Genomic DNA, 25,715 nt, shown 5'->3' on the forward strand with positions numbered 1-25,715 from the left:
CTTCGCGCAGAATCCCAGAGGAAATTCTTCAGGATTATGTCAACCTTTAGCAGATTAGGGGGCTGCCTCTATACTCTCGGCACATGAGTTTTTATACTGTGGCAAGGATTTTAGGGACGGATTAACATGAATCGTCGACATAAGAAAAAGCAGCAGACGGATTATCTCGCACTGATTCAAAGCAAGTGGGCAGCCATCGATATTCAATTCGATTGGCGTGAATATCAGCACAAAGCGACGCAGTTCTGGCAACGTTTACCGAGATTACATCAGCGTGCCTTGATGGTGTTGGTGCCGGTCGTTTTGATCTTGATGGTGATGCCACTGCCTCAGCGTTCGGAGCAAGCGCCACAAACGCCAGCTTCCGGTCAACGCGTGGAAGTGAACATCAACACGCGTGGTTTGAGTGAACAACAATCGGCAGAGCAGAGCCAACTGAAGTCGACAGTGTGGCATGAATACATCGTGCAACAGGGCGATACGCTATCGCAAGTGTTTCGTAATAACCAACTGCCGATGGCGGATCTGAACGATTTGGTCAAAATTGAAGGCAGTGATAAGCCGCTGAGTCAGATTCAGCAAGGTCAACTGATTCGTTTTAAACTCGCCAGCGACGGCAAATTGGATATTCTGCAACTTGAGAAAAACAATCAATCGGTGATGTTTTTCCGTTTATCCGACGGTGGTTTCGGCCGCAGTAAATAATGGCCAGCGACGGCTGTCCGTTTGAGAATTCTAACGGGCAGCAGTGGCAGAACGATCAACGCGATGCCAAGCCAAGTGAGGCGATCGGGGATTTCGTTGAACCACCCCATGCCCATCAATGCAACGAAAATCAAGCCGGAATACTCCGCCAATGCAATCTGACTAGCGGGTGCACGCCGGTAGGCAGCCACGGCCAAACCGTTGTAGGTCAAGATCAGCAGCGCGCTACTGGCCACCCAACCCATCTGTTCCCAAGTCATGGCATGCCATTGCCACAGCGCAAGCGCCGCAGACAGCGGCAGCGAAAAGAGGCAAGTCCACATCAGGGTCGTGACCACCGTCTGCTTCGCGGGAATCTTCCGCGCCAAAATATTAAACAGTGCTAAGGTCATCGCAGTGCCGAGTGCAAACAGCGCCGCCCAGTGAAACTGCGAGGGACGCAAAACCACCAATACGCCTACAAATCCCAACGTCGTCGCCACCACTTTGCCGAGTCCCGGAGTTTCCTTAAGCAAGACAATCGACAGTGGCAGCATCAACAATGGCGCCGCGTAAAATACCGCATTGGCGGTGGCGAGCGGCAAATAGGTAATCGCGACCAACATACAGCCACTGCCGATTAAGACCAGATGCGCCCGCAATACCGTGATGCCAGGATGATGCAGCGCTCGCTGGGCGCGAGGTTGTCGCCACCACAAGGGCAGGATCACGGCGAATGAAATCAACTGACGCAGAAACATGTACTGAAAAGGCGACACTTCTCCGTCAAGCAGCTTGACCGCGACATCCGAGAGTGACGCGGCCAGATTGCCGAAAATCAGTAACCACAGCGCGAGCGTTTGCGAGGTCATGCGTTGCGCTTCATGTCCACGTGCGCGATGCCATCTTCGAGATAGGGGGCAGAGGTTCGAACAAAGCCATGACGGGCGTAAAATTCCGACAGGTGCGCTTGCGCGCCGATTTCAATCGCTTGCTTGGGCCACAAGCTTTGGCATTGCTTCAGTGCTTCGCGAATCAGTTGATGGCCAAGGCCATCTCCGCGGGCGGTGGGGGAGGTTGCAACACGGCCGATGCTGACACTGGAATAACTGATGCCGGGGGGCAGCAAGCGTGAACACGCGATCAACTGCCCGTCTCGATAGCCAAGCAGATGTTTGACACCGTCGACGATGTCTTTGTTGTCGAGTTCCGGATAAGGACAGGTTTGCTCGACGACGAACACGTCAACCCGCAGTTTGAGCAGCTCGTACAGTTGGTGGTTGCTGAGTTCAGAAAAAGAAAGGCATTGCCAGGTTACCATGCGTCACTCCTTAGGATGGTTTGCGTGTTACTCTAGCAGCGCATTCTTGTATCGGCATTAACAAAAGTTAAGCGTCGACCGCAAAAAATTTAAATCAATATTCACTGGTGCTGACGATTAAAATAACGATAATAGCCGCTCGTTTTTTCGTCTGACCTAAGGACACACCCTTGAACCCAACATCTTTTGCTGCTTTGAACCTCAAGCCAGAACTGCTCTCAAACCTCGACACCATGGGGTTTACTCATATGACGCCAATTCAGGCGCAATCTCTGCCAGCAATCCTCAACGGTCAGGATGTGATTGGTCAGGGGAAAACCGGCTCAGGCAAAACCGCGGCGTTTGGTCTGGGTGTGTTGCAAAACCTCCACGTGAAGCGTTTTCGCGTGCAATCTTTGGTGCTGTGTCCGACGCGTGAACTGGCGGATCAAGTGGCGACCGACATTCGCACACTGGGCCGCGCGATTCACAACATCAAAGTGCTGACGTTGTGTGGCGGCATGCCGATGGGGCCTCAGATTGGCTCGCTGGAGCACGGCGCGCACATTCTGGTGGGTACACCGGGGCGGATTCTGGATCATTTGTCCAAAGGACGTATCGACCTGTCAGAACTCAACACTTTGGTGCTTGATGAAGCGGACCGTATGCTGGAAATGGGGTTTCAGGAAGCGCTGGATGCGATCATTGCCGAAGCGCCAAAACAGCGTCAAACCTTGCTGTTTAGTGCCACTTATCCGGAAGCGATCCAAGAGATCGCCCAATCGGTGACGCGTGACGCGCTGATGATCAAAGTGGCATCGACCCATGAAACCTCGAGCATTCGTCAACAGTTCTACAAAGTCGAAGGCACCGAAGCGCGCGATGAAGCGTTGGCGACCCTGCTGCTGAATCATCAACCGGAATCTGCGGTGGTGTTTTGTAACACCAAACGTGAAGTACAAAGTGTGGCGGATGAGCTGCACCACAAAGGCTTCAGTGTGATTGAACTGCATGGAGACATGGAACAGCGTGAGCGCGATCAGGCGCTGGTGCAGTTTGCCAACAAGAGTATCTCGGTGTTGGTCGCGACGGATGTCGCTGCACGTGGTCTGGATGTGGATAATCTCGACGCGGTATTTAACTTCGAGCTGTCACGCGATCCGGAAGTCCACGTCCACCGCATCGGCCGTACTGGTCGCGCAGGCAGCCAAGGTCTGGCGATCAGTTTCTTTAGCGATAAAGAGATGTACCGCATTGCGCAGATCGAAGAGTACATGGACATGGTGATTTCGCCAGCCGAATTGCCTGAACCGGTGAAAGGGGTTGCGCCGTACCGTTCAAACATGGTGACGATTCAGATCGACGGCGGTAAGAAACAGAAAGTACGCCCGGGCGACATTCTGGGCGCTTTGACCAGCGATGGCAGCTTGACTGGAGATCAGATCGGCAAGATCAACCTGTTCCAAATGCGCGCCTATGTCGCGGTGCAAAAGAGCGTGGCCAAAGTGGCGCTGGATAAACTTAGCAACGGCAAAATGAAAGGCCGCCAGTTCCGCGCGCGTTACATCAAATAACCGTCACTCATTTCTCAGCCGAGCCTTGATTCGGCTGAGGCTGATGGGCGTGATCCCCAGATAGGCGGCGATGTGGGTGTCGCTGACTCGCGGCATCAATTCCGGAAACTGCTGACACATCACTTGATAACGCTGCTCTGGGCGATAGAGCAACATGAAGCGTTCTTTATTCTCCTTGTGCATCAACTGCGCTTCCAGCAGTTTGATGTACAACGGATGCACACGCTGGCGCCATTGATATAAATACTCAATCGGTAAGCACAGCAACGTCACCGGCGTCAGGCTTTCCAGCAGATACGGCGATGGTGCGCGGTGAATCAAGCTTTCAAAACCAATGATCCAATCTTGTTCCCAGTAAAATTCTTTACTGAACTCCTTGCCCTCTGGCGTCAGGTAGCTGGCGTGACAAATGCCCTTACAGATGAAGTAAAAATGCGTCGGGGTTTCCCCCTGATTGACCAGAATATGGCGTGTTGGCAGCTCCAACGGCGTGGCCGCCGCGAGCAGTTCCGCGATGTCGTCGGCGCAAAAACCGTGCTCGGTCATCACCTGATGAAACTGCTGCTGAATGTCTGTCTCGGCGAATGGCATGCCGGTTTGCTCCGATAAAAAAAAGCCGCAGCACATGCTGCGGCTGATACTGTACTCAATCTTGCGTTAGTTTTGTAGATCGATACGGTAGACGGCAAAGCCGACCTCATCCGTGGCCACTTTGAGCATCGGGTACTGACCTTTGTCTGCAATAAACTGCGCCGCTTTGTCACTCGGTGAGGTTTCAAAGCGAATGTCGAGTTTGTGCGTGCTGTGAATCGGTGCGAACGACCAGTTGTTATCGGCACTTGGCATCACTTGCCCTTGCTCCTTGCTGACGCGAGAAATGTAATCGGCCACCACGGTGCGGTTCTCATCCGGAGAATCAAATGCAATGAACTCACTGCCGGTGCCTGGGAACTTGTTGCTGTATGCGCGGTAGTTGTTGGTCGCGATCAAGAAGGTTTGATCATCTCGAATTGGTTGGCCTTGATAGGTGAGGTTCACGATGCGCTGTGCATGGGGATGAATCACCTGACACTCGCCATCGTATTTCGCCGGCTGCGTGACATCAATTTGGTAGTTCACGCCATCAAGCACATCAAAGTTATAGGTGCGGAATCCATCCCAGTTGATCAGCGATTGTGGCTGCTCAGTGTTGACGTCGATCTGATTGAATTGCCCTGCCGAACATTCCAGCCACGCTTTGACTTGCTGGCCGGAGACTTTCATCGTCACCAGCGTGTTCGGGTACAAATAGAGGTCGGCGGCGTTGCGGAATGTCAGCTCGCCTGATTCCACTTCGGTAAAGTTAGACGGATCGTTTTTGCGCCCGCCCACTTTAAATGGTGCGGCGGCGGAAAGTACCGGCAGGCCATCCAAGTTCGGGTCGCCCTGAATAAAGCGCTCGACGTAATCTTGCTGCGCCAAGTTGACGATTTGAATCGTTGGGTCGTCCTGCACCAGCGCGAGGTAGCTGTACATCACATCATTGGCTTTGCCGATCGGTTGGTTGACAAAATCGCGGGTGCCTTTGTGATCCGCTTTCAGGGCTTTCACGATCCCTTGGTCGGCGTCTACCAGCGGTTTGTTGTGTGCTTTATCGAAGATCGGGCGCGCTTCAGACTGGCCGTGTGTCACCACCCATTGGCCCTCTTTTTGTTCCAGCGTCAAATCCATCACCCCGACATGGCTGCCCCAGCGGCCCGGCATCACGGCGGTGACCCCGTTGATGGTGCCTTGCTCAATATCGGCGCCCGGCAGTGACGCGAACTCTTTGCCCGGGAAGACGGCGTGTGAGTGACCAAAGGCAATGGCATCAATGCCCGGCACTTGGGTGAGGTAATAGACCGAGTTTTCCGCACCCAGTTTGTATGGGTCGGAAGAGACGCCCGAGTGTGGAATCGCCACAATCACGTCCGCGCCCTGCGCGCGCATTTCTGGCACCAGTTTTTCAGCGGTCGCTTTGATGTCTTTGGCGGTCACTTTGCCTTCGAGATTCTTTTTGTCCCACACCATGATTTGTGGGGGGACGAAGCCGATGTAACCCACTTTGACGGAATGCGCTTTGCCATCGGTGTCTTTAAAGGTGTGCGTTTTGATCAGATAGGGCTGAAAGAAGTGCTCGCCTGATTTCGCGTCGTAGACGTTGGCATTGATGTACGGGAAATTCGCATCATTGATGGTTTCGAGCAGAAATTCCAGACCGTAGTTGAATTCGTGGTTGCCGATATTGCCCACGTCGTAGCTGAGCTGATTCATCGCCTTATATGCGGGATGGACTTCGCCCGGCTTGATGCCTTTGGCCGCCATGTAATCGCCCATCGGGCTGCCCTGAATCAAATCGCCGTTATCTACCAGAATACTGTTGGTGACTTCACTGCGCGCTTCTTTGACGAGGCTGGCCGCTCGCGCCAGACCAATTTGCTGCGACGGTTTGTCTTTGTAGTAGTCGTAATCCATCAGGTTGGTATGGATGTCGGTGGTTTCGATAATACGAAGTTTGATGGTTTCTGCCATCGCCGGGCCAGCTAGCGTCAGCAAGCCGCCGAGAATGGCGATAGAGAGAGGTTTGATTGCCGCTGTCATCGTGCGCTCCAATCGGGTTAAGGGAAGTCTATAACTCGATAAATGTAACAAATATCGATGAAACAATGACTTCACTTGAAGTTGAAGTGTGATTTTACGCACTTTATTGCGTAATCCATGGGCCGTTTTGCCAAGGTGCTGCGCATTTCGTCATCACGCCATCCGTTCGAATTGTAGCCACGCAATGCTTCAACTGTGCCAAGCCTATATCAGTTTTTCGAATAAAAAATGAAATTTTAGAATTTCCGGTAATAAAAGGAACTGCCCATAATGCAATCATCAATCGGGTAAAGGATGACAAGACATGGCGGGTTCTCACACAGTGTCAACGCTGACCACCGCAGCCCCACGCTTAGTTGCCGTGGATAGTGGCACACACAACGCGACATGGTCGAAGATTGCTCGCAGTCAATTGCAGCCGGGTGAAGTAGCGCTGGTGGGCTCGGGGCCGGGTGATCCGGAACTGCTGACCGTCAAAGCGCTGAGCTACCTGCAACAGGCAGACGTGGTGCTGTACGACTATTTGGTCTCGGACGACATCATGGCCTTGATTCCCAGCGACACCATTTTGGTTTGCGTGGGTAAACGCGCTGGCCACCACAGCGTGCCGCAGGAAAAAACCAACCAGTTGCTGGTGGATTTTGCCAAGCAAGGCCACCGTGTGGTGCGCATCAAAGGCGGCGATCCGTTCATGTTTGGTCGTGGTGGTGAAGAGCTGGAAGTGCTGTTTGACGCCGGCGTTCAGTTTCAAGTGGTGCCAGGCATTACCGCCGCAGCAGGGGCAACGGCCTACGCAGGCATTCCATTGACTCACCGTGATTACGCGCAATCGGCGCTGTTTGTCACTGGACATTTGAAAGCCGATGCCGCGGATATGGATTGGTCAACGCTGGCTCGCAGCCAACAAACGCTGGTGATTTACATGGGGCTGATGAAATCGAGCACCATTGCGCAGCAGTTGATGGAACACGGTCGCCACGCCAGCACGCCGATTGCCATCATTGAACGTGGTACGCAGTCCTCACAAAAAGTATTTCGCGGCGCACTCAGTGAATTACCTCAGTTAGCGGCACATGCTCAGTCGCCGTCACTGATTGTCATTGGCGAAGTCGTCACGCTGGCCGACAAACTGGCCTGGTTTGGTGACCATACCAACCCGTCAGCGCAATACCAATACGCATAACTCATTATTCAAATTGCGAGACCCGGTTGCGGGTCTTTCAAGCCAACAGGCAGCTAAAAGGAAGCACGCAAAATGGATCAACAACGCTTAACCCATTTAAAACAGCTTGAGGCAGAAAGTATCCACATCATTCGTGAAGTGGCTGCGGAATTTGCCAATCCCGTCATGATGTATTCGATCGGCAAAGACTCTTCGGTCATGCTGCATCTGGCGCGCAAAGCGTTTTATCCGGGCAAGATCCCATTCCCCTTGTTACACGTCGACACCGACTGGAAATTCCGCGACATGATCGCGTTCCGTGACGCGACCGCAAAGAAATATGGTTTTGAGCTGCTGGTGCACAAAAACCCGGAAGGGATGGCGATGGGTATCAACCCGTTTGATCACGGATCTTCCAAGCACACCGACATCATGAAAACGCAAGGCCTGAAACAGGCGTTGAACAAATACGGTTTTGATGCCGCTTTTGGTGGCGCGCGTCGTGACGAAGAGAAATCGCGCGCCAAAGAGCGTGTCTACTCATTCCGCGATAAGCACCACACGTGGGACCCGAAAAACCAGCGTCCGGAGCTGTGGAAAACTTACAACGGCCAAATCAACAAAGGTGAAAGCATTCGTGTGTTCCCGCTGTCGAACTGGACGGAACTGGATATCTGGCAATACATCTTGTTAGAAGGCATTGAGATTGTGCCGCTGTATCTGTCGGATGTGCGTCCAGTGGTGGAGCGCGACGGCATGCTGATCATGGTGGATGACGACCGCATGAAGCTGCAACCGGGTGAGAAAATTGAACACAAGAGTGTGCGTTTCCGTACGCTTGGCTGTTACCCACTGACTGGCGCGATTGAATCGAACGCCAAAACACTGCCGGAAATTATCGAAGAGATGCTGGTGGCGACGTCGAGTGAGCGTCAAGGCCGAGCGATCGACCACGATCAGTCCGGATCGATGGAATTGAAAAAACGTCAAGGTTACTTCTAAGGGTCTAAGGAAAGAACATGAATAGTGCAGTTCAAGCTCAACTTGCTGAGCTAGGTATTGAAGGTTACCTCAATCAACACCAACACAAATCGCTACTTCGCTTCCTCACCTGTGGCTCAGTTGACGATGGTAAAAGTACGCTGATTGGTCGTCTGCTTCACGACTCAAAACAAATTTATGAAGATCAACTGGCCGCGGTGCATTCCGACAGCCAACGTGTCGGCACCACGGGCGAGCGCCCAGACTTAGCGCTACTGGTCGATGGTCTGCAAGCGGAACGCGAACAGGGGATTACCATTGACGTGGCGTACCGTTATTTCTCGACGCAGAAGCGCAAATTCATCATCGCCGATACACCGGGACACGAACAGTACACCCGTAACATGGCGACTGGTGCCTCGACTTGTGATCTGGCGGTGATCTTGATTGATGCGCGCAAAGGCGTGCTGGATCAAACGCGTCGTCACTCGTTTATCTCCAACTTGTTGGGGCTGAAACACTTTGTGGTCGCGGTCAACAAGATGGACTTGGTCGAGTATTCGCAAGCGCGTTTTGAAGAGATTCGCGCCGAGTATCTTGAGTTTTCCAAACACCTACACGGTGACATCGATATTCAGATCATTCCCCTGTCGGCGCTGGAAGGCGACAACGTGGTCGATAAAAGCGCGCACATGGACTGGTACCAAGGTCCATCACTGCTCGATCTGCTGGAAACCGTCGATGTTGATCAGCAAAAAGGCAGCGGCGAGTTCCGTTTCCCGGTGCAGTACGTCAACCGTCCAAACCTCGATTTCCGTGGCTTTGCCGGCACGATCGCGTCCGGTGCCATCAATGTGGGCGACACGGTCAAAGTGCTGCCATCGGGCAAAACGTCTACGGTTGCTCGCATTGTCACGTTTGATGGCGATCTGCAATCTGCGCGCGCTGGGCTTGCCGTCACGCTGACGCTGGCAGATGAGATTGACATCAGCCGCGGCGATTTGATTGTGCTGGCGCACGATCAAGTGGAAAGCACCAACCATCTGCTGGCCGATGTGGTGTGGATGACGGAGCAACCGCTTCAACCGGGTCGTGATTACGACGTGAAGATTGCTGGCAAGAAAACCGTGGGTCAAGTGACGGCGATTCGCCACCAATACGACATCAACAACCTGTCGAGCTATGCCGCAGACGAACTGCCGCTGAATGGCATCGGTTTATGTGAGTGGACGTTTAACCAAGCGGTTGCGCTGGATAAATACCTCGATTGTGCCGACACCGGTGGTTTCATCATCATCGATCGTCTGACCAACGTCACCGTGGGTGCGGGCTTGGTGCGAGACAGTTTGCAAAGCGTGGCGCAAGCCGAAGGTCAATTCTCTGCGTTTGAAGTTGAACTCAACGCGCTGATCCGTAAACACTTCCCACACTGGGATGCGAAGGATCTGAGTCAATTGCTTAAATCATAAGTGATGGAGGGTGGGCAACCACCCTCGTGTTGAGGGATGTGTTATGTGGGAACAAGGGCTGGTACTGGCGATTCTGCTGGGCATCGTGACCTGTCTGCTGGTCACGCGAATTAAGCCGAGCTTCATTTTTGCCGGCGCGGCGTTTGTGGCGTTTATGTCCGGCATGATGGATGTGAACGCGCTGGCGTCGAACTTCACCAACACGTCTCTGTTGACTCTGGTTTTGTTGATCTTGGCCTCCAGTGCGTTGGAAAAAACGCGTCTGGTGAGCTGGGTGAGCCGCAACATTTCAGAAGGCAATTTGGGCACTGTGGTCGCCAAGTTGGGTTTGTCGACCGCATTTCTCTCCTCATTCACCAATAATACCGCGGTGGTGGTGTCGTTGATCGGCGCGATCAAGCGCAATCAACAACACGCGCCGTCGAAGTTATTGATCCCGCTGTCGTACACCGCAATCTTTGGCGGCACGCTGACCTTGATCGGCACGTCGACCAACTTGATCATCAATAGCTTTGTCGAAGATGCCGGGCTACCCAGCCTGAACTTTTTCGCGCCATCGTTGATCGGTCTGGCGGTGCTGGTGGGCGGGGTGATCATTTTGATCCCGCTGAGTTATCTGCTGCCCAGTTACGATGAGCAGGGCCAAGACGATCTGCCGTACTTTTTGGAAGCGATTGTCGAACCGGGGTCACCGTTGGTGGGCCACAGCATTGCCGAAAATAACCTGCGTGCCTTGCGTAAGCTGTTTCTCGCTGAAGTGAACCGTGATGGGGAAAGTGTGCCGTCGGTCGGGCCGGATTTTGTGTTGCAGGCGCGCGATCGTCTGCTGTTTTGTGGCGACGTGGAAAGTGTCTCGACATTGCAGGAAATTCAAGGTTTGACGCTGTTTGGTCAGCACCATCTCAACGGCCAAAACTTTGTCGAAGTGGTGGTGAGTTCCTCGGCCAGTTTCTGCAACAAAACCTTGAAATCGAGCCGCTTTCGCGACCGTTTTGATGCGGTGGTGGTGGCGATTCGCCGTGGGCATGAGCGCTTGGAAGGCGGGCTGGGTAATATCACGCTGACTGCCGGTGACACGCTGGTATTGGTGCCGGGCAAACGCTTTGATGCGCAGCGCAGCGCCAACAGCCGCGAATTTGTGCTGATCAATGATTTAGATTCCAGTGCCAAACTCGATACCACCAAATCCACTTTGGTGTTGGTGGGGTTTGCTGCAGTCATTGGCGCGTCGCTCCTTGGGGTGATGCCGATCATCAAAGGCTTGCTGGCGTATCTGCTGCTGCTGTTTGTGTTTGGTATTGTGCATGTGGGTGAGCTGCGTCGCCGTTTTCCGGTCGATATCGTGGTGATCGTCGGCTCGGCGCTGTCGATTGCGCAACTGATGATTTCGTCTGGTTTGTCCGAGCGTATGGGGCAGATGTTTATTCAGGCCTTTAACGGCTGGGGCGTGGTGGGCGGTTTGATTGCCACGTACTTGGTGACCTTGGTGTTAACCGAACTTATCACCAACAACGCCGCCGCAGCGTTGGCCTTTCCGATTGGCTACAGCATGGCGGTCGGGTATGGCGTGGATCCGATGCCATTTATCATGGCGGTGCTGTTTGGTGCCAGTGCGAGCTTTATTTCCCCTTACGGGTATCAAACCAACTTGTTGGTGTATAGCGTGGGCAACTACAAACTGAGTGACTACGTGCGGGTCGGCATTCCGATTTCATTGGTGTATTCCGTGTTAGTCCTGACCTTGATCCCGGTATTTTTTCCATTTTAATTTTTAGAATCTGTGTAAAAGGATAACCTATGAGCAGCGCATCGAATGTGAAAGACGACAACATCGTGTGGCATCAACACTCGGTTGATAAACAGTGTCGCGCTGAACTGAAAAAGCAGAAACCGGCCGTGCTGTGGTTTACCGGCCTGTCCGGCGCGGGGCAAGTCAACCGTGGCGGGCGCGCTGGAAAGTCGTTTGGCGACGCTGGGGTATCATACGTACTTGCTGGATGGCGACAATGTGCGCCATGGTTTGTGCAGCGATTTGGGCTTTTCGGAGCAAGATCGCCGCGAAAATATTCGCCGTATCGGTGAGCTGGCCAAGCTGATGGCCGATGCCGGTTTGATTGTGCTGACGGCCTTTATCTCGCCGCATCGCGCCGAGCGCCAATTGGTGCGAGACTTACTGCCGCAAGGGGAGTTCATCGAAGTGTTTGTCAACACGTCGCTGGACGTGTGTGAGCAGCGGGATCCGAAAGGGCTGTACAAGAAAGCACGTGCCGGGGAGATTGCTAATTTCACTGGGATTGATTCTGCGTACGAAGCGCCACGCGATCCTGAGATCGACTTGCCTGCCGGTGAGGCCAGTATCGATGAGCTGGTGGCGCAATGTGTGGCTGAGCTCAACGCGCGCGGTATCATCGCTCAGTAAATCCATAGACTGAACACGATAAACAAAAAGTCAGGCTCAGCCTGACTTTTTTGTCTCTGCGGCGCCATTACACCGTGTGGTGAATGGTCGATGCGCTGGCTTCGGTGTGCACGGTAAATTTCTGATTGAGCAGGGCCACCAGTTGATCGTAATACCCCATGTTGGGCTTGTTGCCGAGTAGGCGGCACAGCTCATTGCCGGTGGGCGTGAAGCGGTAATAGAGCAGTCGCACGCCGCGCGAGTTGGCGTTCAGCGACAAATGCTTGCCTTGATAGCTGAGGGTGAGTGGCGGGTCGAGCTCAATTTCGCCCGATTCCAGTTCGGTGGCATGCAGCAAGCCAAGCTCAATCAGCACCAGCAAGCTGGAGTAGGGCATTTGATGATTGCCAATGTTGAGCGTGTTGGTCACCGCCCGTTTGCCGAGGCTGAACAAGCCATTTTGAATCTTGAGGCCAAACAGCAATTTCAAGCTGTGGTCACTGCCAAAACTACACGATAGGCCGGCGGCGCGTTGCAGAATCTGCGCCTCTTTGGGCGTCATGTCTTGCAGCACTTTCAACGCTTTCATCGAGGTAAATCCCGGATTGGTCACTTCGCGTTTGAGCACTTGAGCCCACAAGCGCTGCATCGACGAATTGTGAATGTCTTGCGCCATATCGAAAAAACGGTACAGCCAATCTTGGTCGGGGTCACCGGCGGTTTCATTGTGGCATGACACGTGCGCCAAACGCACAATCTGCTCTAAGTTTTTCTGGCGCTGCTCTTTGCGATCACGTTCGCGCTTGAACGCGCGGTCGAGCGGCGTTTTCTTCGGCGCTTCACTCAGCAACAGCGCATCGACACCATGTTGCTGCGCGATCGCAAAGATGCGCTTGCCGCTGTCTTTCACGTAATGCGATTTTTTGTTCTGCGACGAACCCGATGTCGGTTCGTGTTCAATCACGACAGGTTGTTTCGATTCGGCCATGTTTACCAGCAGTTATGCGTTTCGGACATGGTTTAAAATGTACCCTGTCTGCCGCGATGCCTCCAGCGAAACTCTTGGTTGGAGTGCACAAATTTGCACTATGCCAAATGATAATAGTTTGTTAAAATTGTTATCGCTGTTTGTGGGGGTGCACATGAAATATTGGAAGGATAATAAACTACGCAAGCACCTATCGATTGCGCTACTGTTTGTCGTTTATCTGGGAGTACTGACGTATCTCTCCAAGTACATCGTTTAGGCAGCACAATCCATAGGTAACTTGGTTGTTAAGAAATTTTACATATCGTCGTATTCGGCAATCTCTTGGCCTTCAATCACATAGCCGGTTTCCGCTAGATCCAAACTGACCGATTGCGTTTTGAGCGTGCCGATCACATACACCACATCCCAAAGCTCCTGCACGGGGGCACCTTTCGGGAATTTCACATAAATAATCTGATTCGGTGGTGGAGGCGGCACGTGAATGCAGGCGCCAAAATACGGCACCAACAGAAACTCGGTGACGGTATTTTCATCCCCTTCCAGTGGAATCACGAAGCCAGGAATTTTCACCGTACTGCCGTTGAGTTCGGGGCGCACGTTGCCAATTTTTTGCTGCTGTGCGGGCGCATCTCCGCTGTGATCCGGCATGGGCATGCCTTGGTGATCAAACAAGTTACGTTCGTTTTCCGGGATCAGATCGATCCAGTCCAGTTTCAAGACCTCATTGCTCAATGCAGGGGCTGCCACCGTGAGTAGCAGCAGCGTGGCGCTCGCCAGCCATTTTTTCATCTCGTTCCTCATGTCGATGTGGAGGGATTAAAGTCGAATCGTCATGCCATCGCTGAGCGACTGACGGTAAGCGCGTAGCGCTGGAATAAAGCCGATCAGGATACCCGCTGCTTGCACATAGCCCAGCAATTGCCACTCATAGTGCGACAGCGATTCCAGTTGCAAGCGAATGCCGTACTGAGTTTCGATCAGCGGCGCGGCAATCGCCAACAGCGCATAAAGTCCGCCAAGGCCGACCACAATACCACAACAGGTCAACACGCTGGCTTCACTGACCAGCAACGCAAACACATGATGCGGCCGTGCGCCCATGGCGCGCAGAATGGACATCTCTCGGCGCCGCTCTTGCAAGCTGGTGAGCAGGCTACTGAGCATGCCAAGCAGCCCCGCGACCACCACAAATACCGACACCGCCATCAAGGCTTGTTCGGCGACGGACATCATGCCCCACAACTCGTGCAGTGCGACTCCCGGCATAATCGCGCTGAGCGGTTCTTGGCGATATTCGTTGATTTGGCGCTGCAGCGCAAATGTCTGAATTTTGGATTTCAGCCCGATCAGCATGGCGGTGATCTGCTTGGGTTCAAACTGACGCTGCTCCAGTTGGGCGGCATCAGGTGTTTTGCCCAATCGCGCGCCGGACTCCCAGCCGACATGAATCGCTTCAATGGCGCCAAGCGAGACGTGCACGGTTTTATCCACCGGGGTGCCGGTTGGCGCCAGAATGCCCACCACGGTAAATGGTAGGTTGTCATGACGGGCAAAACCGACGTCGCTGATGCCGTGCGCAATGATGATTTGGCTACCGATGTGATACCCGAGCTGGCGAGCGACATCGGCGCCCAGCACGGTTTCAAACAACCCGTTGAACTCGCGACCTTGAGAAAAAGTAAGTGGTTGCTTACTGCCGTAGCGATAGTGTTCAAAGTAGCTGTGGTTGGTGCCCATCACACGAAAGCCTTTGTGCGAATCGCCGAGCGAAATCGGAATCGCCCACTTCACGGCCGAATGGGTACTGAATTCTTGATAACTTTTCCAGTCGATATTGTTGGTGGCATTGCCAATGCGAAACACCGAATAGAGCAGTAAGTTCACCTGTCCGCTGCGACCACCCACAATCAGGTCGGTGCCGGAAATGGTGTTGGCAAAACTACTTTTGGCCTGAGTCCGAATGCGTTCGACCCCGAGCAGCAGAATGACGGAAATCGCGACCGTTAAAACGGTCAACAGGGCGGTGGTTTTGCGATTGAGTAGGCTTTTCCAAGCCAATTTGATCGTGACGCTCATAGCATGCCTCGCGCGCGGTTGAGAGTCGGTAAGTGGACACTTCGGCTAAACAGGCTTTCCAGCGTAGGATCATGGCTGACAAACACCAAGGTGGACCCGACGCGATTCGCCTCTTCTAGCAACAGTTCAATGAATGCGGTGCGGTTGTCGTAATCGAGTGATGAGGTCGGTTCATCGGCGATGATCAGTTGCGGTTCCCCCATCAATGCTCGAGCTGCTGCGACACGTTGCTGCTGGCCGATGCTCAGTTCAACGACCGGTTTGTCCAGTAAGGATGGCGGTAAATGCAGCCGAGCCAGCAGAGCTTTGGCGCGCGTTATCAACGGTTCATTGATTTTGCTGCGACGCAGCGCCGAGAACTGACACGGCAGAATCACGTTGTCGATCACCGACAGGTAAGGCAACAGGTTGAATTGTTGAAAAATATAGCCGATATGGTCGGCGCGAAAGCGATCGCGTGCGCTGGCTTTCAGTTGCGTCATGTCCTGACCGAGCAGACGCACCGCGCCGCTGGTGGCTGGGTTGATGCCCGTCAGCAAGCTGAGTAACGTCGATTTACCACAACCACTGGGACCTTTAATAAACAGATGTTCTTTGGCGGCGACAACAAGGTGCTCGATGTCTAATGTCGGAGCGTCGCTGTCGGGCCAATGAAAGGTGACCTGCTGCAGTTCGATCACCTGTTTTGCAGAATAGAGATGGGGTTCACTCATCACGGTGCCTCGCAAAAACAAAAACTCGGGTAAGTGCTGACTTACCCGAGAGGATGATTACAGTGAAATGCGGGTTTGGCCCGGACGCAGTTCAGTCGCCGTTTGCTGTGTATCGGTCAGCAAGTTGACATCCATTTTCTGGGTGCTTGGGAACAGTTGGAACCAGTGTGTGTCGATCTGCTTGAGCTCTTGAATCTGGTCACAGTGATACTGGTATTGCACGGTAAACGAACCATGTTGGTGATCGTGGTGGTCATGGCCATCGTGGTCATGGTCATGGTCATGATCGTCGTGATGCTCATGGTCATCATGCGCTTGATGTTGCGCGTGGTCATGATCATCATGCTGGTCGTGGTCGTGGTCGTGGTCGTGGTCGTGGTCGTGGTCGTCATGACCCCCCAGCGTATGGTGCACCGAGGCTGTTTCCAGATGACAACGGGCACGCTCGCTTAAAGTGAACAATGCATCCGCAGTATTGAGGTTTTCTAGGGCTTGATTCAGGCGCTGTGTTTCGGCGTCGGTTTTCGGCGCGTGTTCAAAACCCACCACATCGGCACCCGGTGCAGTGATTTCAATCAGCAGATCGTGCGCATCTTGCGCGATGTTGAGTTCAACTTGACCGTGGACGTGCGCGTCGTGTTGGCGAAATTCTTCGTGAGCGAAAGCGCTACCGCATACGGCAGCAGAAATGCTGAGTGCCAGCATTGGTTTGGTAAACATGGTGGTTTGACTCCATCAATTCAAAATAAGTAATCCGCGCGCGAGGGCGCATCGTGGTCTTTTGTGAGGGATGAAGTCGGCGGTGAACGGGCCAGATAGGCCAGATAAAGCAGCGTCACGCTGAGTGGCGTGGCGACAGGCTGCAGGTACTCATGTTCAATCCACACCGGCAGCTCAGGTAAGGCCGCCGCGACGCCATGATGGGCTGCGGAAAACAGTTGGCAGTGATGCTGCGCATGATGCGATGGTGTGACGTCCAGTTGGTGTTCGACAAACGCCAGATTGAGCCATAGCGTCAGCAGGATAGCCGTTAACGCGACTACCCGAGCATGCAGTCGCAGACTGTGCAGGCTATGCTTCATGATGAATCCAACTGGAATGAGAAAGAATTGTTATAATATAACAATTGAGCGCAGAGGCAAGTGCGGATTGTGCCGTGAGGCGAGATTTCTTCTCACGGCATCAAGGTTACAAGCTTTGTTTGACCAATCCCAGAACCTGTTCGATTTCCGGCTCACTCAGTGCGCCTTCTTTCACAAACAAGACTTTACCGGCTTTGTCTTGCACGATAATGGCAGACGACTCTGGTTGTAGATCCCAGCTTTTCGCTACTTTCCCGTTTTGATCCAGCACGATAGAAGACCATGGGAACTCTTTCTTGCTGTCTTGTGCGGAGGATTTGACGAACGAACCGGTGCCCCACATGGCATCGTCTTGGTTGATGATCGACGTGGTTTGGTACTGTTCTTGCGGCAAATGTGCGGCGGTGATAGCGGTCATCAGCGGTGCATTCATCTCTTTGGCACTGCTGCGGCCAGCAATCGCCTGAATGACGCGTACTTTACCGGGCATTTGCGCGCTGTTCCAAGGTTGGAACGCGGTGTCTTTATTTTGCAGAATCACTTCCCCGTAGCTGTCGACTTCGACATTCGGCACCGCTTGACCGAGCTGAATGTTGTGTGCGAGAGCAAGGGTGGGAGAGCACGCCAGCATTAAGGCGATAAGTGTTTTATTTTTCATTGTTTTTTCCTTTGGTTGAGCACTCAAAGGTATAGCACAGAAAATGCAGTTGCGAAAAAGTCAGGTGGTCGGAATGTGGGATCGCACCTGACTTCGCATGAGTGCGTTACGCTAAACTTGGCGGAAAGCAGACGCCTGTGCCGCCCAAGCCGCAGTAGCCTTGTGGATTTTTCGCCAAATATTGCTGGTGGTAAGTTTCGGCAAAGTAGTAAGGGCCAGCGGGCAGAATCTCGGTGGTGATGTGATCGCGTTGGTGCGCTTCCAGCAGCGCTTGATAATCGGCTTGACTCTGCGTCGCGATCGCGTGTTGCTCGTCGCTGTAAGTGTAAATCGCGGAGCGGTATTGGGTGCCCAAATCGTTGCCTTGGCGCATGCCTTGGGTGGGATCGTGACGTTCCCAAAATGCGTGCAGCAGGGCTTTGAGTGGCAGGGTTTGGGGATTGTAAATCACGCGCACCACTTCGGTATGGCCAGTGCGACCGGTACACACTTCTTCATAGGTCGGGTTTGGGGTGTAGCCGCCCGCATAACCAACCGATGTTGAGACGACGCCATCGAGTTGCCAGAACAGGCGTTCGGCGCCCCAGAAGCAGCCCATACCAATCAGAATTTCTTCCTGACCGGCAGCGGGTGGCGCCGAGAGGCGGGTTTGATTGACGAAGTGAGTGTCGTCTACACTCAGGGGCGTTGCACGTCCTGGCAATGCCGTTTCAGCGGTGACCATCACTTGTTTGTCTACCATGGTATTTCCTTTTTGATTCGCTGACTGTGTGACTCAAAACAGAGAGACCGGATAATTGACGGATTTCATACAGACTAAATTGCATATTGACGGTATGATTCCCAACTAGCTAAATCTAACTGCTGTATAACGCCAATAATTAAGCATGAGACGGACCCCATTACCAGTGCTAATCTCGGCTTTATGCTTTTCCGCTGCTTCTTTCGCCGACGTGGATTTAACCATCAAAGGATTGGAAGGAGGGTTGAAAGATAATGTCGATGCTTACCTATCTTCCATTCCCAAGAGCGACTACTCCACGCAGTTGCGCTTTCAGTCGCGCCTGGAGAAAGTGGTCACCGAAGCGCTCAACGCTTTGGGCTACTACCATCCGCAATTTTCCTTTGACGTGACCAGCCCCGACAAGGCGCTCACCCTGACGGTAAATCCCGGCGAAGTGGTGCGCCTGCAATTGGTCGACATTGTGATCACCGGTGAAGCGGAGAACGACCCCGATTTCCAGCGTTTGATTCGCCGCAGCGGCCTCAGCGTGGGTGAACCGCTGAATCACGGCCAGTACGACAGTTTGAAATCAAGCCTGCGCAATTTGGCGTTACAGAAAGGCTATTTCGATGGGGAATACCTTACCAGTCGACTTGAAGTGTCGCCGGAGTTGAACCAAGCGTTCGTGCGTATGCACTATGCCAGTGGGATTCGCTATCACTTTGGGGCCACCACGATCACGGGCAGTCAGATTGATGAAAATCGTGTGCGTTCCCTGCAACCGTTTAAAGAAGGGGATCCGTATCTGGTGTCGCAAGTGGGGCAGTTTAACCAGAACTTGTCGAATACCGATTGGTTCTCGTCGGTGTTGGTCGAGCCGGATCTCAGCCAGCTCGACCAGGGGCGGGAATTGCCGATGAAGGTGTCGCTCGCGCCCCAGTCGCGTAACCAACTCGAAACGGGGATTGGCTATTCGACCGACGTTGGCGTGCGTGGCACCCTAAAATGGAAAAAACCGTGGGTGAACGAACGGGGTCACAGTTTTGACAGCAGTTTCTCTATTTCGGCCCCTGAGCAGAGCATTACCGCTGGCTACAAAATTCCGCTTGAAGACGTGTTGCACGAGTACTATCGCATTCAGTACGGGATGAAAAACGTCGATAACCGTGATACGAAAAGTATTGAATCCAACTTGTCGCTTGAGCGTCACTGGCTGCTTGATGACGGCTGGCACCGCACGCTGTTTATTCGCTATCTGATTGAAAACTATGAACAAGGCTTGCAAGACGACGTCGCGCAATTCGTGCTGCCCGGGGTCACTTACACGCGAACCCGCACGCGCATGAATGGCTCGCTGCTTACGTGGGGGGATAAACAGACCATCACGTTGGAATATGGCGATCCGGCGTTTGTGTCGGAAACGCGTGTCACGCGTGTGCAAGCGGGGACTTCGTGGCTGCGCAGCGCCGGGCGGAATCATCGTGGTCTGATTCGCCTCGATGGCGGGGCCAACTTTGCTGAAGATTTTGACAAGCTCTCGCCGTCATTGCGCTTCTTTGCCGGGGGCGACAATAACCTGCGTGGTTACGGTTATGAATCGATTTCACCACGCGATGAAAGTGGCTCGTTGACCGGTGCCAAATACATAGCGACCAGCTCGCTTGAATACCAATACCGCCTGACGGGGAACTGGTGGGGCGCGCTGTTTGTCGATTACGGCGATGCGTTTAACGACACGCCGGACTGGAAAACCGGGACCGGGTTTGGCATTCGCTGGATCTCGCCAGTGGGGCCGATTCGGCTCGATTTTGCCTGGGGGTTGGACTCGGATCCGGGCGATCGCTTTAAGATCCACTTCACGCTGGGGCCTGAGTTATGATCAAACATGCGTTGAAATGGACCAAATGGTGCTCGGCTGGATTTGTGGCGCTGGCGATGATCCTCACGCTGGCCATTGCGGGCTTGGTGTTCACCAATCAAGGCTTGAATGTAATGGTCTGGGGCGCGCAGCAGGCGCTACCGCAGTTGTCGGTCGGTGCGACGCAAGGTGCGCTGTTTCCTCGCTTTACCTTGCAGCAAGTACGCTTCCATGATCCAGAAGGACACATCGACACTCAGGTCGAACGGTTAACGCTGGCAGTCAAAGCCAGTTGCTTGCTTGATCCGGTGGTGTGTATCAATGAAGTGGCCGTCAGCGGCCTGCATTTCAATATGCCGACGCTGCCGGCATCGTCGGATGAACCGACGCCACCGGCCAAACCGGTGACGCGCATCGCCACTCCCGTGCCGATCAAACTGGGTCGTCTGGTGCTAGATGACATTCATCTCAACGTGCTGGGCCACCAGATTGACTGGCAACACTTTGCGACCAGCGCGACGTTTCAGAGTAACCGCCTGCGCATCGGTCAGACCGATTGGCACGGCGTGCGCATTGCGCTGGCGCAGGCCAGCGAACCCGAGGCCGCCACGGCCCCTGCGCCGGTTGAACCGGCTCAAGACATCGAGCTGCCCGCCGTCATCATTCCCTTGCGAGTGGAACTGAGCCGCTTTGATCTGCGAGATTTTACGCTGGCGCAAGAGACGCCGATTCAAATTCATCATCTGGGGCTCCAAGCCAACGCGTTTCAGTCGCAGGTCAATGTCGACACGCTAGAACTCGACATGCCGCAGGTAGTCGCCAAGCTCAACACACAAGTCACCTTGCGTGGCGACTACCCATTGTCGCTCGCCCTCAATGCGACGGTGAAACAGGCGGAAGCCCAAGGACAAACCTTGGCGCTGCAAGCGAGTGGCAGTGTCGCTGACTTAACACTCAAAGCGCAGCTCGGTGGCCGTGCGGAGGCGAACCTCTCCGCGCAATTGCAACCGCTGAAACGCGCGCTGCCGTTTGACATTGCCATTGAACAACTGAAAGCGCAGTGGCCACTGGTAGAGCAAGGCGAGTACTTTGTTCAAGCGCCGCACATCGGCGCTCAGGGCTCACTCAACGGCTATCACATGACGCTGCAAACTCATCTCCAAGGCCAAGCAATACCCAACGTGGATGTGGCGTTGCAAGGCGAAGGCAATTTGCAGCACATCGCCCTCAACACGCTGAACGTGCAGACGCTGGGCGGAACCATTCAGGGACAAGTCAGCGCCGATTGGAGCGCGCTGGCGAAGTGGCAGGCGTCGCTCAATCTGAATCAAATTCAACCGGGGTTGCAGTGGCCGGAAGCCGAAGGCGTGATCAGTGGAGACATCGCCACGTCAGGTCAATTGACCAAGCAAGGCGGCTGGCAGATTGAGCTGCCAACGTTGGCGATTCGAGGCATCGTGCGGGATTACCCGTTGGACATTAACGGCACGCTCAGCGCATCGGATGTCAGTGGCAACGGAGAATTTAAGTTTACGACGCCGGGGCTGACGTTGGCTCACGGGCCAAACCAAGTGACCGCGCAAGGCCAACTGGATACTGATTGGCGGCTTGGATTATCGCTGGATTTACCAGATTTAGCCAAAAGTGTGCCCGATTTACACGGCAAAGTGATTGGCGATGTGACGCTATTGGGGCCGCTCAAGACGCCGAAAGTCAAACTGGCGCTCGATGCCGACAGCTTGGCGTGGCAGAAAGAGGCCACGGTGAAGCACGTCACACTGGTGGGCAACGTGACCCCGATGCCGGTGCCGCAAGGCGATGTAAGGCTACGCATCAGCGACATTCAATATCAAGATCAGCGCATCGACAGCGTGAGCTTGGTTGCCGCAGGCGGGCAGCAGCAACATGAACTGACACTGGATGTGGCATCAGACATTGTCTCCACGCAGATCGCGATCAGTGGTAGTTTGCTGACACAGCCGTCGATGCGTTGGCAGGGCCGCTTGGAACGCGCGCGCATTGAATCGCAGCAGGGCGTGTGGTCGCTCAATCAACCCACGGCGATTGACGCCAACATCGATCAGCAGAATGCGACCATAGCGGCGCACTGCTGGCTGCAAGCGGGGTCGTCGCTGTGTCTCGATAAACCCGCCACGGTCGGCACGCGCGGTGAAGCGCAGTTGTCCATCAACCAGTTTGATTTCTCACAGGTGAGCGCGTTTTTGCCTGCCGAAACGCAATTGCGTGGCTCGGTTGATGCGGATGTGTGGGCCCAATGGGCCCCAGAGCAGCCGCCTCAAGTCAAAGCCAAAGTTCGTCTGCCGCAAGGCCATGTCGAACAGAAATTCGATCAGCCACTGCATGTGGGTTGGGATGACATTGAACTCAACGCGACGCTGCTTAAAAACCGCTTGGAGGCCGATTGGCGATTGGATATCACCGACAACGGCGACATCAGCGGTAAATTGATGATTCCCGACGTCACCGTGCAGGACAAACAGATGCAGGGCGGGCTCAAGCTGACGACCTTCAACATCGATTTTCTTGCGCCGTTGATTGGTGAGTACAGCGAAGTGAAATCCAACATTGAAACCGACCTGACCTTCAGTGGTGCGATGTTACATCCGCAGGTCAAAGGCCGTTTCAACGTCAGTGACATGGTGGTGCGTGGTGACATTTCGCCCGTTGAAATCAACGACGGCACGGTGGCGCTTTTATTCAATGGCTATGACGCCACGCTCAATGCAGACATACAAACCACCGACGGGTTGCTGAATGTCACCGGGGATGCCAACTGGCAACAACTCGACGACTGGCGCGTCAACGCGCATGTCGGTGCGGCGTCGTTGTTGGTGGATATGCCGCCGATGGTGAAGATGAAGGTGGTGCCGGATTTGACGCTGGCCATTCGTCCACAACTGGCCAAAATCGACGGCTCAATCGCATTGCCGTGGGGGCGTATCGTGGTGGAAGAGCTGCCACCAAGCGCCATTGGGGTGTCGAAAGATCAAGTGTTGGTGAATGCGGATCTGCAACCGGTGTCTGAACAAAGCGCGATTCCGTTTGATGTCGAAACCAATGTCAGCATCGTGATTGGGGATGACTTTAGACTCAATGCGTTTGGTTTGTCGGGCGGCTTAGTTGGTCGTTTGCAAGTGAGCCAAAAAGACAAAGGCCCCTTTGTGACCGGTGAGGTGAACATTCAGGGCGGCCAGTATCGTTCGTTCGGCCAAGATTTGATCATTCAAGAAGGCAAAATTTTGATGAATGGTCCGGTGGATCAGCCGTACGTGTCGATCAAAGCGATTCGTAACCCGGATAACACGCAAGATGACGTGGTTGCCGGGGTGCAGGTGACGGGGCCGGCGGATGAACCGACGGTGTCGATTTTCTCTGAGCCGTCGATGCCTCAGGCCAACGCGCTGTCTTACTTGCTGCGTGGTCAGGACATTGATGGCGAAACTGGCGGCAATGCCATGACCACCACGTTGATTGGTTTGAGCCTTGCGAAAAGCGGGAAAGTGGTTGGCCAGATTGGCGAAGAGCTCGGTGTGCAGGATTTGCAATTGGATACTGCCGGTTCTGGCGATGATTCGCAGGTGACGGTGAGTGGTTACATTCTGCCGGGCTTGCAAGTGAAGTATGGTGTGGGTATTTTTAACTCGGTGGGCGAGTTTACCGTTCGCTACCGGTTAATGAAGGATCTCTATCTGGAAGCGGTGTCGGGCATCGACAGTGCGGTGGATCTGTTGTACCGCTTCGAGTTTAACTAATCGCTGGCTGACGATCGCAAGCCGAATGACATCAGGGAGAAAAGCTGTGCAGCATCTGGTCTTTGTTTATGGCACGTTGCGTCAAGGTGAGAGTAACCACAATTACCTGACCGACGGTGAACTGCTGGGGCGTTTTGATACGTTGCCTGAGTATGCCCTTCATGATCTCGGTCCTTATCCGGGATTGGTCGCGGGCCATCAGTCGATTCATGGCGAAGTCTATCGCGTTGATGAAGCGACACTCGCCAAGCTCGATATTCTGGAAGATGTACCGGTGGAATATCGGCGTGAGACCATCGAGACGCCGTATGGCATGGCGTGGATTTACATCTACCAAGATGCCAGTCGCCTTGATGCGATCATCGATTCCGGTGACTGGTGTCAGAGAATCTAAATCTTTACACTGATTTACATTTCATTTACAAGGTCTGACCCAAAAACGTCCATACTATTGATATGGTTACCTATAAAGGAGACGATATCATGAAGAAAGGTTGGTTAATGGCAGTGGCCGTCACCGTGATGGCCGGTTGTAGCATGAATCCAGATACCACGGCGTTTAACGCGGCAGATTGGCAATCTTATGGCTATGACCAAGGGACTCATGGGCGTGTGGCGATGAATTTCGACCAACAGAAAGCGACGTCGGATATGATTGCCAGCTATCAGCAAGGGTATGCGCAAGGCCTGCAACAGTACTGCGCTCAGGATCCGGTTGCCCTCGGGAAAGCGCAACGTGCCTATTTGGGTGTGTGTGATGCGCAAAACCCCAATTTCCGCGCTCAATTTTCTGAGGGGTTATGGTGGGATGATGGTGCCAGCCTCGACTAAGTCGAGCACTATGTCAGGTTCATTTCGCAGCCTGTCGACGTAAAAAAGCCAGCAAATTGCTGGCTTTTTAGATCGTCTGACGTCGAAACGCTTATTTTTGTTGAGCGCGCTCGTAAGAAGTCAGGATTTCAGCGCGAGCTGAAGCTGCATCTTCCCAACCGTCAACTTTCACCCACTTGCCTGATTCAAGCTCTTTGTAACGCTCGAAGAAGTGAGTGATTTGTGCTTTTAGAAGTTCTGGCAGATCGTTCACATCTTGAATGTGGTCGTACTCTTTCGACAGTTTAGAGTGCGGTACCGCAACAACTTTCGCGTCTTCACCAGACTCGTCTGTCATTTTCAGGACGCCAACTGGGCGGCAGCGAATCACTGAACCTGGGATCAGTGGGTATGGCGTTGGGACCAATACGTCTACCGGGTCACCGTCTAGAGACAGGGTGTGGTTCACGTAACCGTAGTTACATGGGTAGAACATTGGCGCAGACATGAAACGGTCTACGAACACAGCGCCAGAATCTTTGTCGACTTCGTATTTGATCGGATCCGCGTTGGCTGGGATTTCGATTACAACGTAGATGTCATCAGGAAGCGATTTGCCTGCTGGCACATTGTTTAAGCTCATTAAGTTTTCCTTTTTCTGTTGGCCGGACTTCAAAAAATCGAGACTTATTATTATTCAAGTTGCGCTGAGGTGCAAAAATCAACACTCAGTTACGCCGAGAGTTTACTCTCAAATTGACTGATTCCCAAATAAACCTCAGCCGAATCACGCCACCGAGCGGCCGCGCATGGCTAACTGCTTGAATTTCTGTGAAGCGAAAA

The 25,715-nt window shown here is 53.6% G+C and carries 23 protein-coding genes and 1 pseudogene; 11 read left to right on the top strand and 13 right to left on the bottom strand.

Annotated features, from left to right (window positions below; translation table 11 throughout):
- Positions 1-126: 126 nt before the first annotated feature.
- Positions 127-705: a LysM-like peptidoglycan-binding domain-containing protein gene (locus tag VFA_RS19750; protein ID WP_004728622.1), complete on the top strand. Its 579-nt coding sequence runs from the start codon at positions 127-129 to the stop codon at positions 703-705.
- Here the strand turns inward: VFA_RS19750 and VFA_RS19755 are convergent.
- Complete coding sequence (locus tag VFA_RS19755; RefSeq protein ID WP_081454510.1) at positions 651-1,556, bottom strand: DMT family transporter; 906 nt, start codon at positions 1,554-1,556, stop codon at positions 651-653. The two genes, VFA_RS19750 and VFA_RS19755, sit on opposite strands and share 55 nt — an antisense overlap.
- On the bottom strand, positions 1,553-2,005 hold the full coding sequence (locus VFA_RS19760; RefSeq protein ID WP_004728623.1) for a GNAT family N-acetyltransferase: 453 nt from the start codon (positions 2,003-2,005) through the stop codon (positions 1,553-1,555). Before VFA_RS19760 ends, VFA_RS19755 begins: the two co-directional genes overlap by 4 nt.
- Positions 2,006-2,175: 170 nt before the next feature.
- On the opposite strand from VFA_RS19760, the gene dbpA reads away from it, so the two are divergent.
- Positions 2,176-3,558: an ATP-dependent RNA helicase DbpA gene (gene dbpA, locus VFA_RS19765; RefSeq protein WP_004728624.1), complete on the top strand. Its 1,383-nt coding sequence runs from the start codon at positions 2,176-2,178 to the stop codon at positions 3,556-3,558.
- 3 nt (positions 3,559-3,561) lie between these two features.
- On the opposite strand, the gene VFA_RS19770 is transcribed toward dbpA, so the two are convergent.
- Positions 3,562-4,128: a Crp/Fnr family transcriptional regulator gene (locus tag VFA_RS19770; RefSeq protein ID WP_172475431.1), complete on the bottom strand. Its 567-nt coding sequence runs from the start codon at positions 4,126-4,128 to the stop codon at positions 3,562-3,564.
- 87 nt (positions 4,129-4,215) lie between these two features.
- The gene (gene cpdB, locus VFA_RS19775; protein ID WP_004728626.1) at positions 4,216-6,177 is read right to left on the bottom strand and encodes a 2',3'-cyclic-nucleotide 2'-phosphodiesterase; all 1,962 of its coding nucleotides are present in this window, start codon (positions 6,175-6,177) and stop codon (positions 4,216-4,218) included.
- A 304-nt stretch (positions 6,178-6,481) separates the two neighbouring features.
- Here cpdB and cobA point away from each other — a divergent pair, with 304 nt between their 5' ends.
- From cobA to cysC, 5 genes and pseudogenes are all read left to right on the top strand, one after another.
- Positions 6,482-7,360: a uroporphyrinogen-III C-methyltransferase gene (cobA, locus tag VFA_RS19780; RefSeq protein ID WP_004728628.1), complete on the top strand. Its 879-nt coding sequence runs from the start codon at positions 6,482-6,484 to the stop codon at positions 7,358-7,360.
- Positions 7,361-7,432: 72 nt separating this feature from the next.
- The gene (gene cysD, locus VFA_RS19785; RefSeq protein WP_038152619.1) at positions 7,433-8,341 is read left to right on the top strand and encodes a sulfate adenylyltransferase subunit CysD; all 909 of its coding nucleotides are present in this window, start codon (positions 7,433-7,435) and stop codon (positions 8,339-8,341) included.
- Positions 8,342-8,358: 17 nt separating this feature from the next.
- Positions 8,359-9,789 carry a sulfate adenylyltransferase subunit CysN gene (gene cysN / locus VFA_RS19790; protein ID WP_004728630.1) on the top strand — a complete coding sequence of 477 codons (1,431 nt, stop codon included), beginning with the start codon at positions 8,359-8,361 and terminating at the stop codon, positions 9,787-9,789.
- Positions 9,790-9,832: 43 nt separating this feature from the next.
- Entirely contained in the window at positions 9,833-11,557 is a 1,725-nt protein-coding gene (locus VFA_RS19795) for an SLC13 family permease (protein ID WP_004728631.1), read from the top strand.
- A 29-nt stretch (positions 11,558-11,586) separates the two neighbouring features.
- Positions 11,587-12,208, top strand: a pseudogene (gene cysC / locus VFA_RS19800) (adenylyl-sulfate kinase).
- 67 nt (positions 12,209-12,275) lie between these two features.
- Here the strand turns inward: cysC and VFA_RS19805 are convergent.
- From VFA_RS19805 to msrA, 8 genes are all read right to left on the bottom strand, one after another.
- Positions 12,276-13,175, bottom strand: coding sequence for a TIGR03899 family protein (locus tag VFA_RS19805; protein WP_004728633.1), 900 nt, complete (start codon positions 13,173-13,175; stop codon positions 12,276-12,278).
- A gap of 297 nt (positions 13,176-13,472) precedes the next feature.
- Positions 13,473-13,967, bottom strand: a complete 495-nt coding sequence (locus tag VFA_RS19815) for a DUF3299 domain-containing protein (RefSeq protein ID WP_004728635.1) — start codon at positions 13,965-13,967, stop codon at positions 13,473-13,475.
- Positions 13,968-13,994: 27 nt separating this feature from the next.
- Positions 13,995-15,254, bottom strand: a complete 1,260-nt coding sequence (locus VFA_RS19820) for an ABC transporter permease (protein WP_004728636.1) — start codon at positions 15,252-15,254, stop codon at positions 13,995-13,997.
- On the bottom strand, positions 15,251-15,967 hold the full coding sequence (locus tag VFA_RS19825) for an ABC transporter ATP-binding protein (RefSeq protein WP_004728637.1): 717 nt from the start codon (positions 15,965-15,967) through the stop codon (positions 15,251-15,253). Before VFA_RS19825 ends, VFA_RS19820 begins: the two co-directional genes overlap by 4 nt.
- A gap of 57 nt (positions 15,968-16,024) precedes the next feature.
- Positions 16,025-16,687, bottom strand: coding sequence for a zinc uptake protein ZrgA (gene zrgA / locus VFA_RS19830; RefSeq protein ID WP_004728638.1), 663 nt, complete (start codon positions 16,685-16,687; stop codon positions 16,025-16,027).
- 20 nt (positions 16,688-16,707) lie between these two features.
- Positions 16,708-17,049 (bottom strand): DUF2607 family protein, encoded by a 342-nt coding sequence (locus VFA_RS19835; protein ID WP_004728639.1) that lies wholly within the window; start codon positions 17,047-17,049, stop codon positions 16,708-16,710.
- Positions 17,050-17,155: 106 nt separating this feature from the next.
- Complete coding sequence (locus VFA_RS19840) at positions 17,156-17,707, bottom strand: YtfJ family protein (protein WP_004728640.1); 552 nt, start codon at positions 17,705-17,707, stop codon at positions 17,156-17,158.
- A gap of 106 nt (positions 17,708-17,813) precedes the next feature.
- The gene (gene msrA / locus VFA_RS19845; protein ID WP_004728641.1) at positions 17,814-18,449 is read right to left on the bottom strand and encodes a peptide-methionine (S)-S-oxide reductase MsrA; all 636 of its coding nucleotides are present in this window, start codon (positions 18,447-18,449) and stop codon (positions 17,814-17,816) included.
- Between the two features lie 145 nt (positions 18,450-18,594).
- Here msrA and tamA point away from each other — a divergent pair, with 145 nt between their 5' ends.
- The 4 genes from tamA (at position 18,595) to VFA_RS19865 (ending at position 24,893) form a co-directional block, all read left to right on the top strand.
- On the top strand, positions 18,595-20,310 hold the full coding sequence (gene tamA / locus VFA_RS19850; protein WP_038152622.1) for an autotransporter assembly complex protein TamA: 1,716 nt from the start codon (positions 18,595-18,597) through the stop codon (positions 20,308-20,310).
- Complete coding sequence (gene tamB / locus VFA_RS19855; protein ID WP_004728643.1) at positions 20,307-24,062, top strand: autotransporter assembly complex protein TamB; 3,756 nt, start codon at positions 20,307-20,309, stop codon at positions 24,060-24,062. Before tamA ends, tamB begins: the two co-directional genes overlap by 4 nt.
- A 46-nt stretch (positions 24,063-24,108) precedes the next feature.
- Positions 24,109-24,456 (top strand): gamma-glutamylcyclotransferase family protein, encoded by a 348-nt coding sequence (locus VFA_RS19860; protein ID WP_004728644.1) that lies wholly within the window; start codon positions 24,109-24,111, stop codon positions 24,454-24,456.
- A gap of 89 nt (positions 24,457-24,545) precedes the next feature.
- Positions 24,546-24,893: a DUF2799 domain-containing protein gene (locus VFA_RS19865; RefSeq protein ID WP_004728645.1), complete on the top strand. Its 348-nt coding sequence runs from the start codon at positions 24,546-24,548 to the stop codon at positions 24,891-24,893.
- A 91-nt stretch (positions 24,894-24,984) separates the two neighbouring features.
- Here VFA_RS19865 and ppa read toward each other — a convergent pair whose 3' ends face one another.
- A complete protein-coding gene (gene ppa / locus VFA_RS19870) occupies positions 24,985-25,515 on the bottom strand; it encodes an inorganic diphosphatase (protein ID WP_004728646.1) in 531 nt (176 codons plus the stop codon).
- Between the last annotated feature and the right edge of the window lie 200 nt (positions 25,516-25,715).

This window comes from Vibrio furnissii CIP 102972 (assembly GCF_000176175.1).
Taxonomy (GTDB): Bacteria; Pseudomonadota; Gammaproteobacteria; order Enterobacterales; family Vibrionaceae; genus Vibrio; species Vibrio furnissii.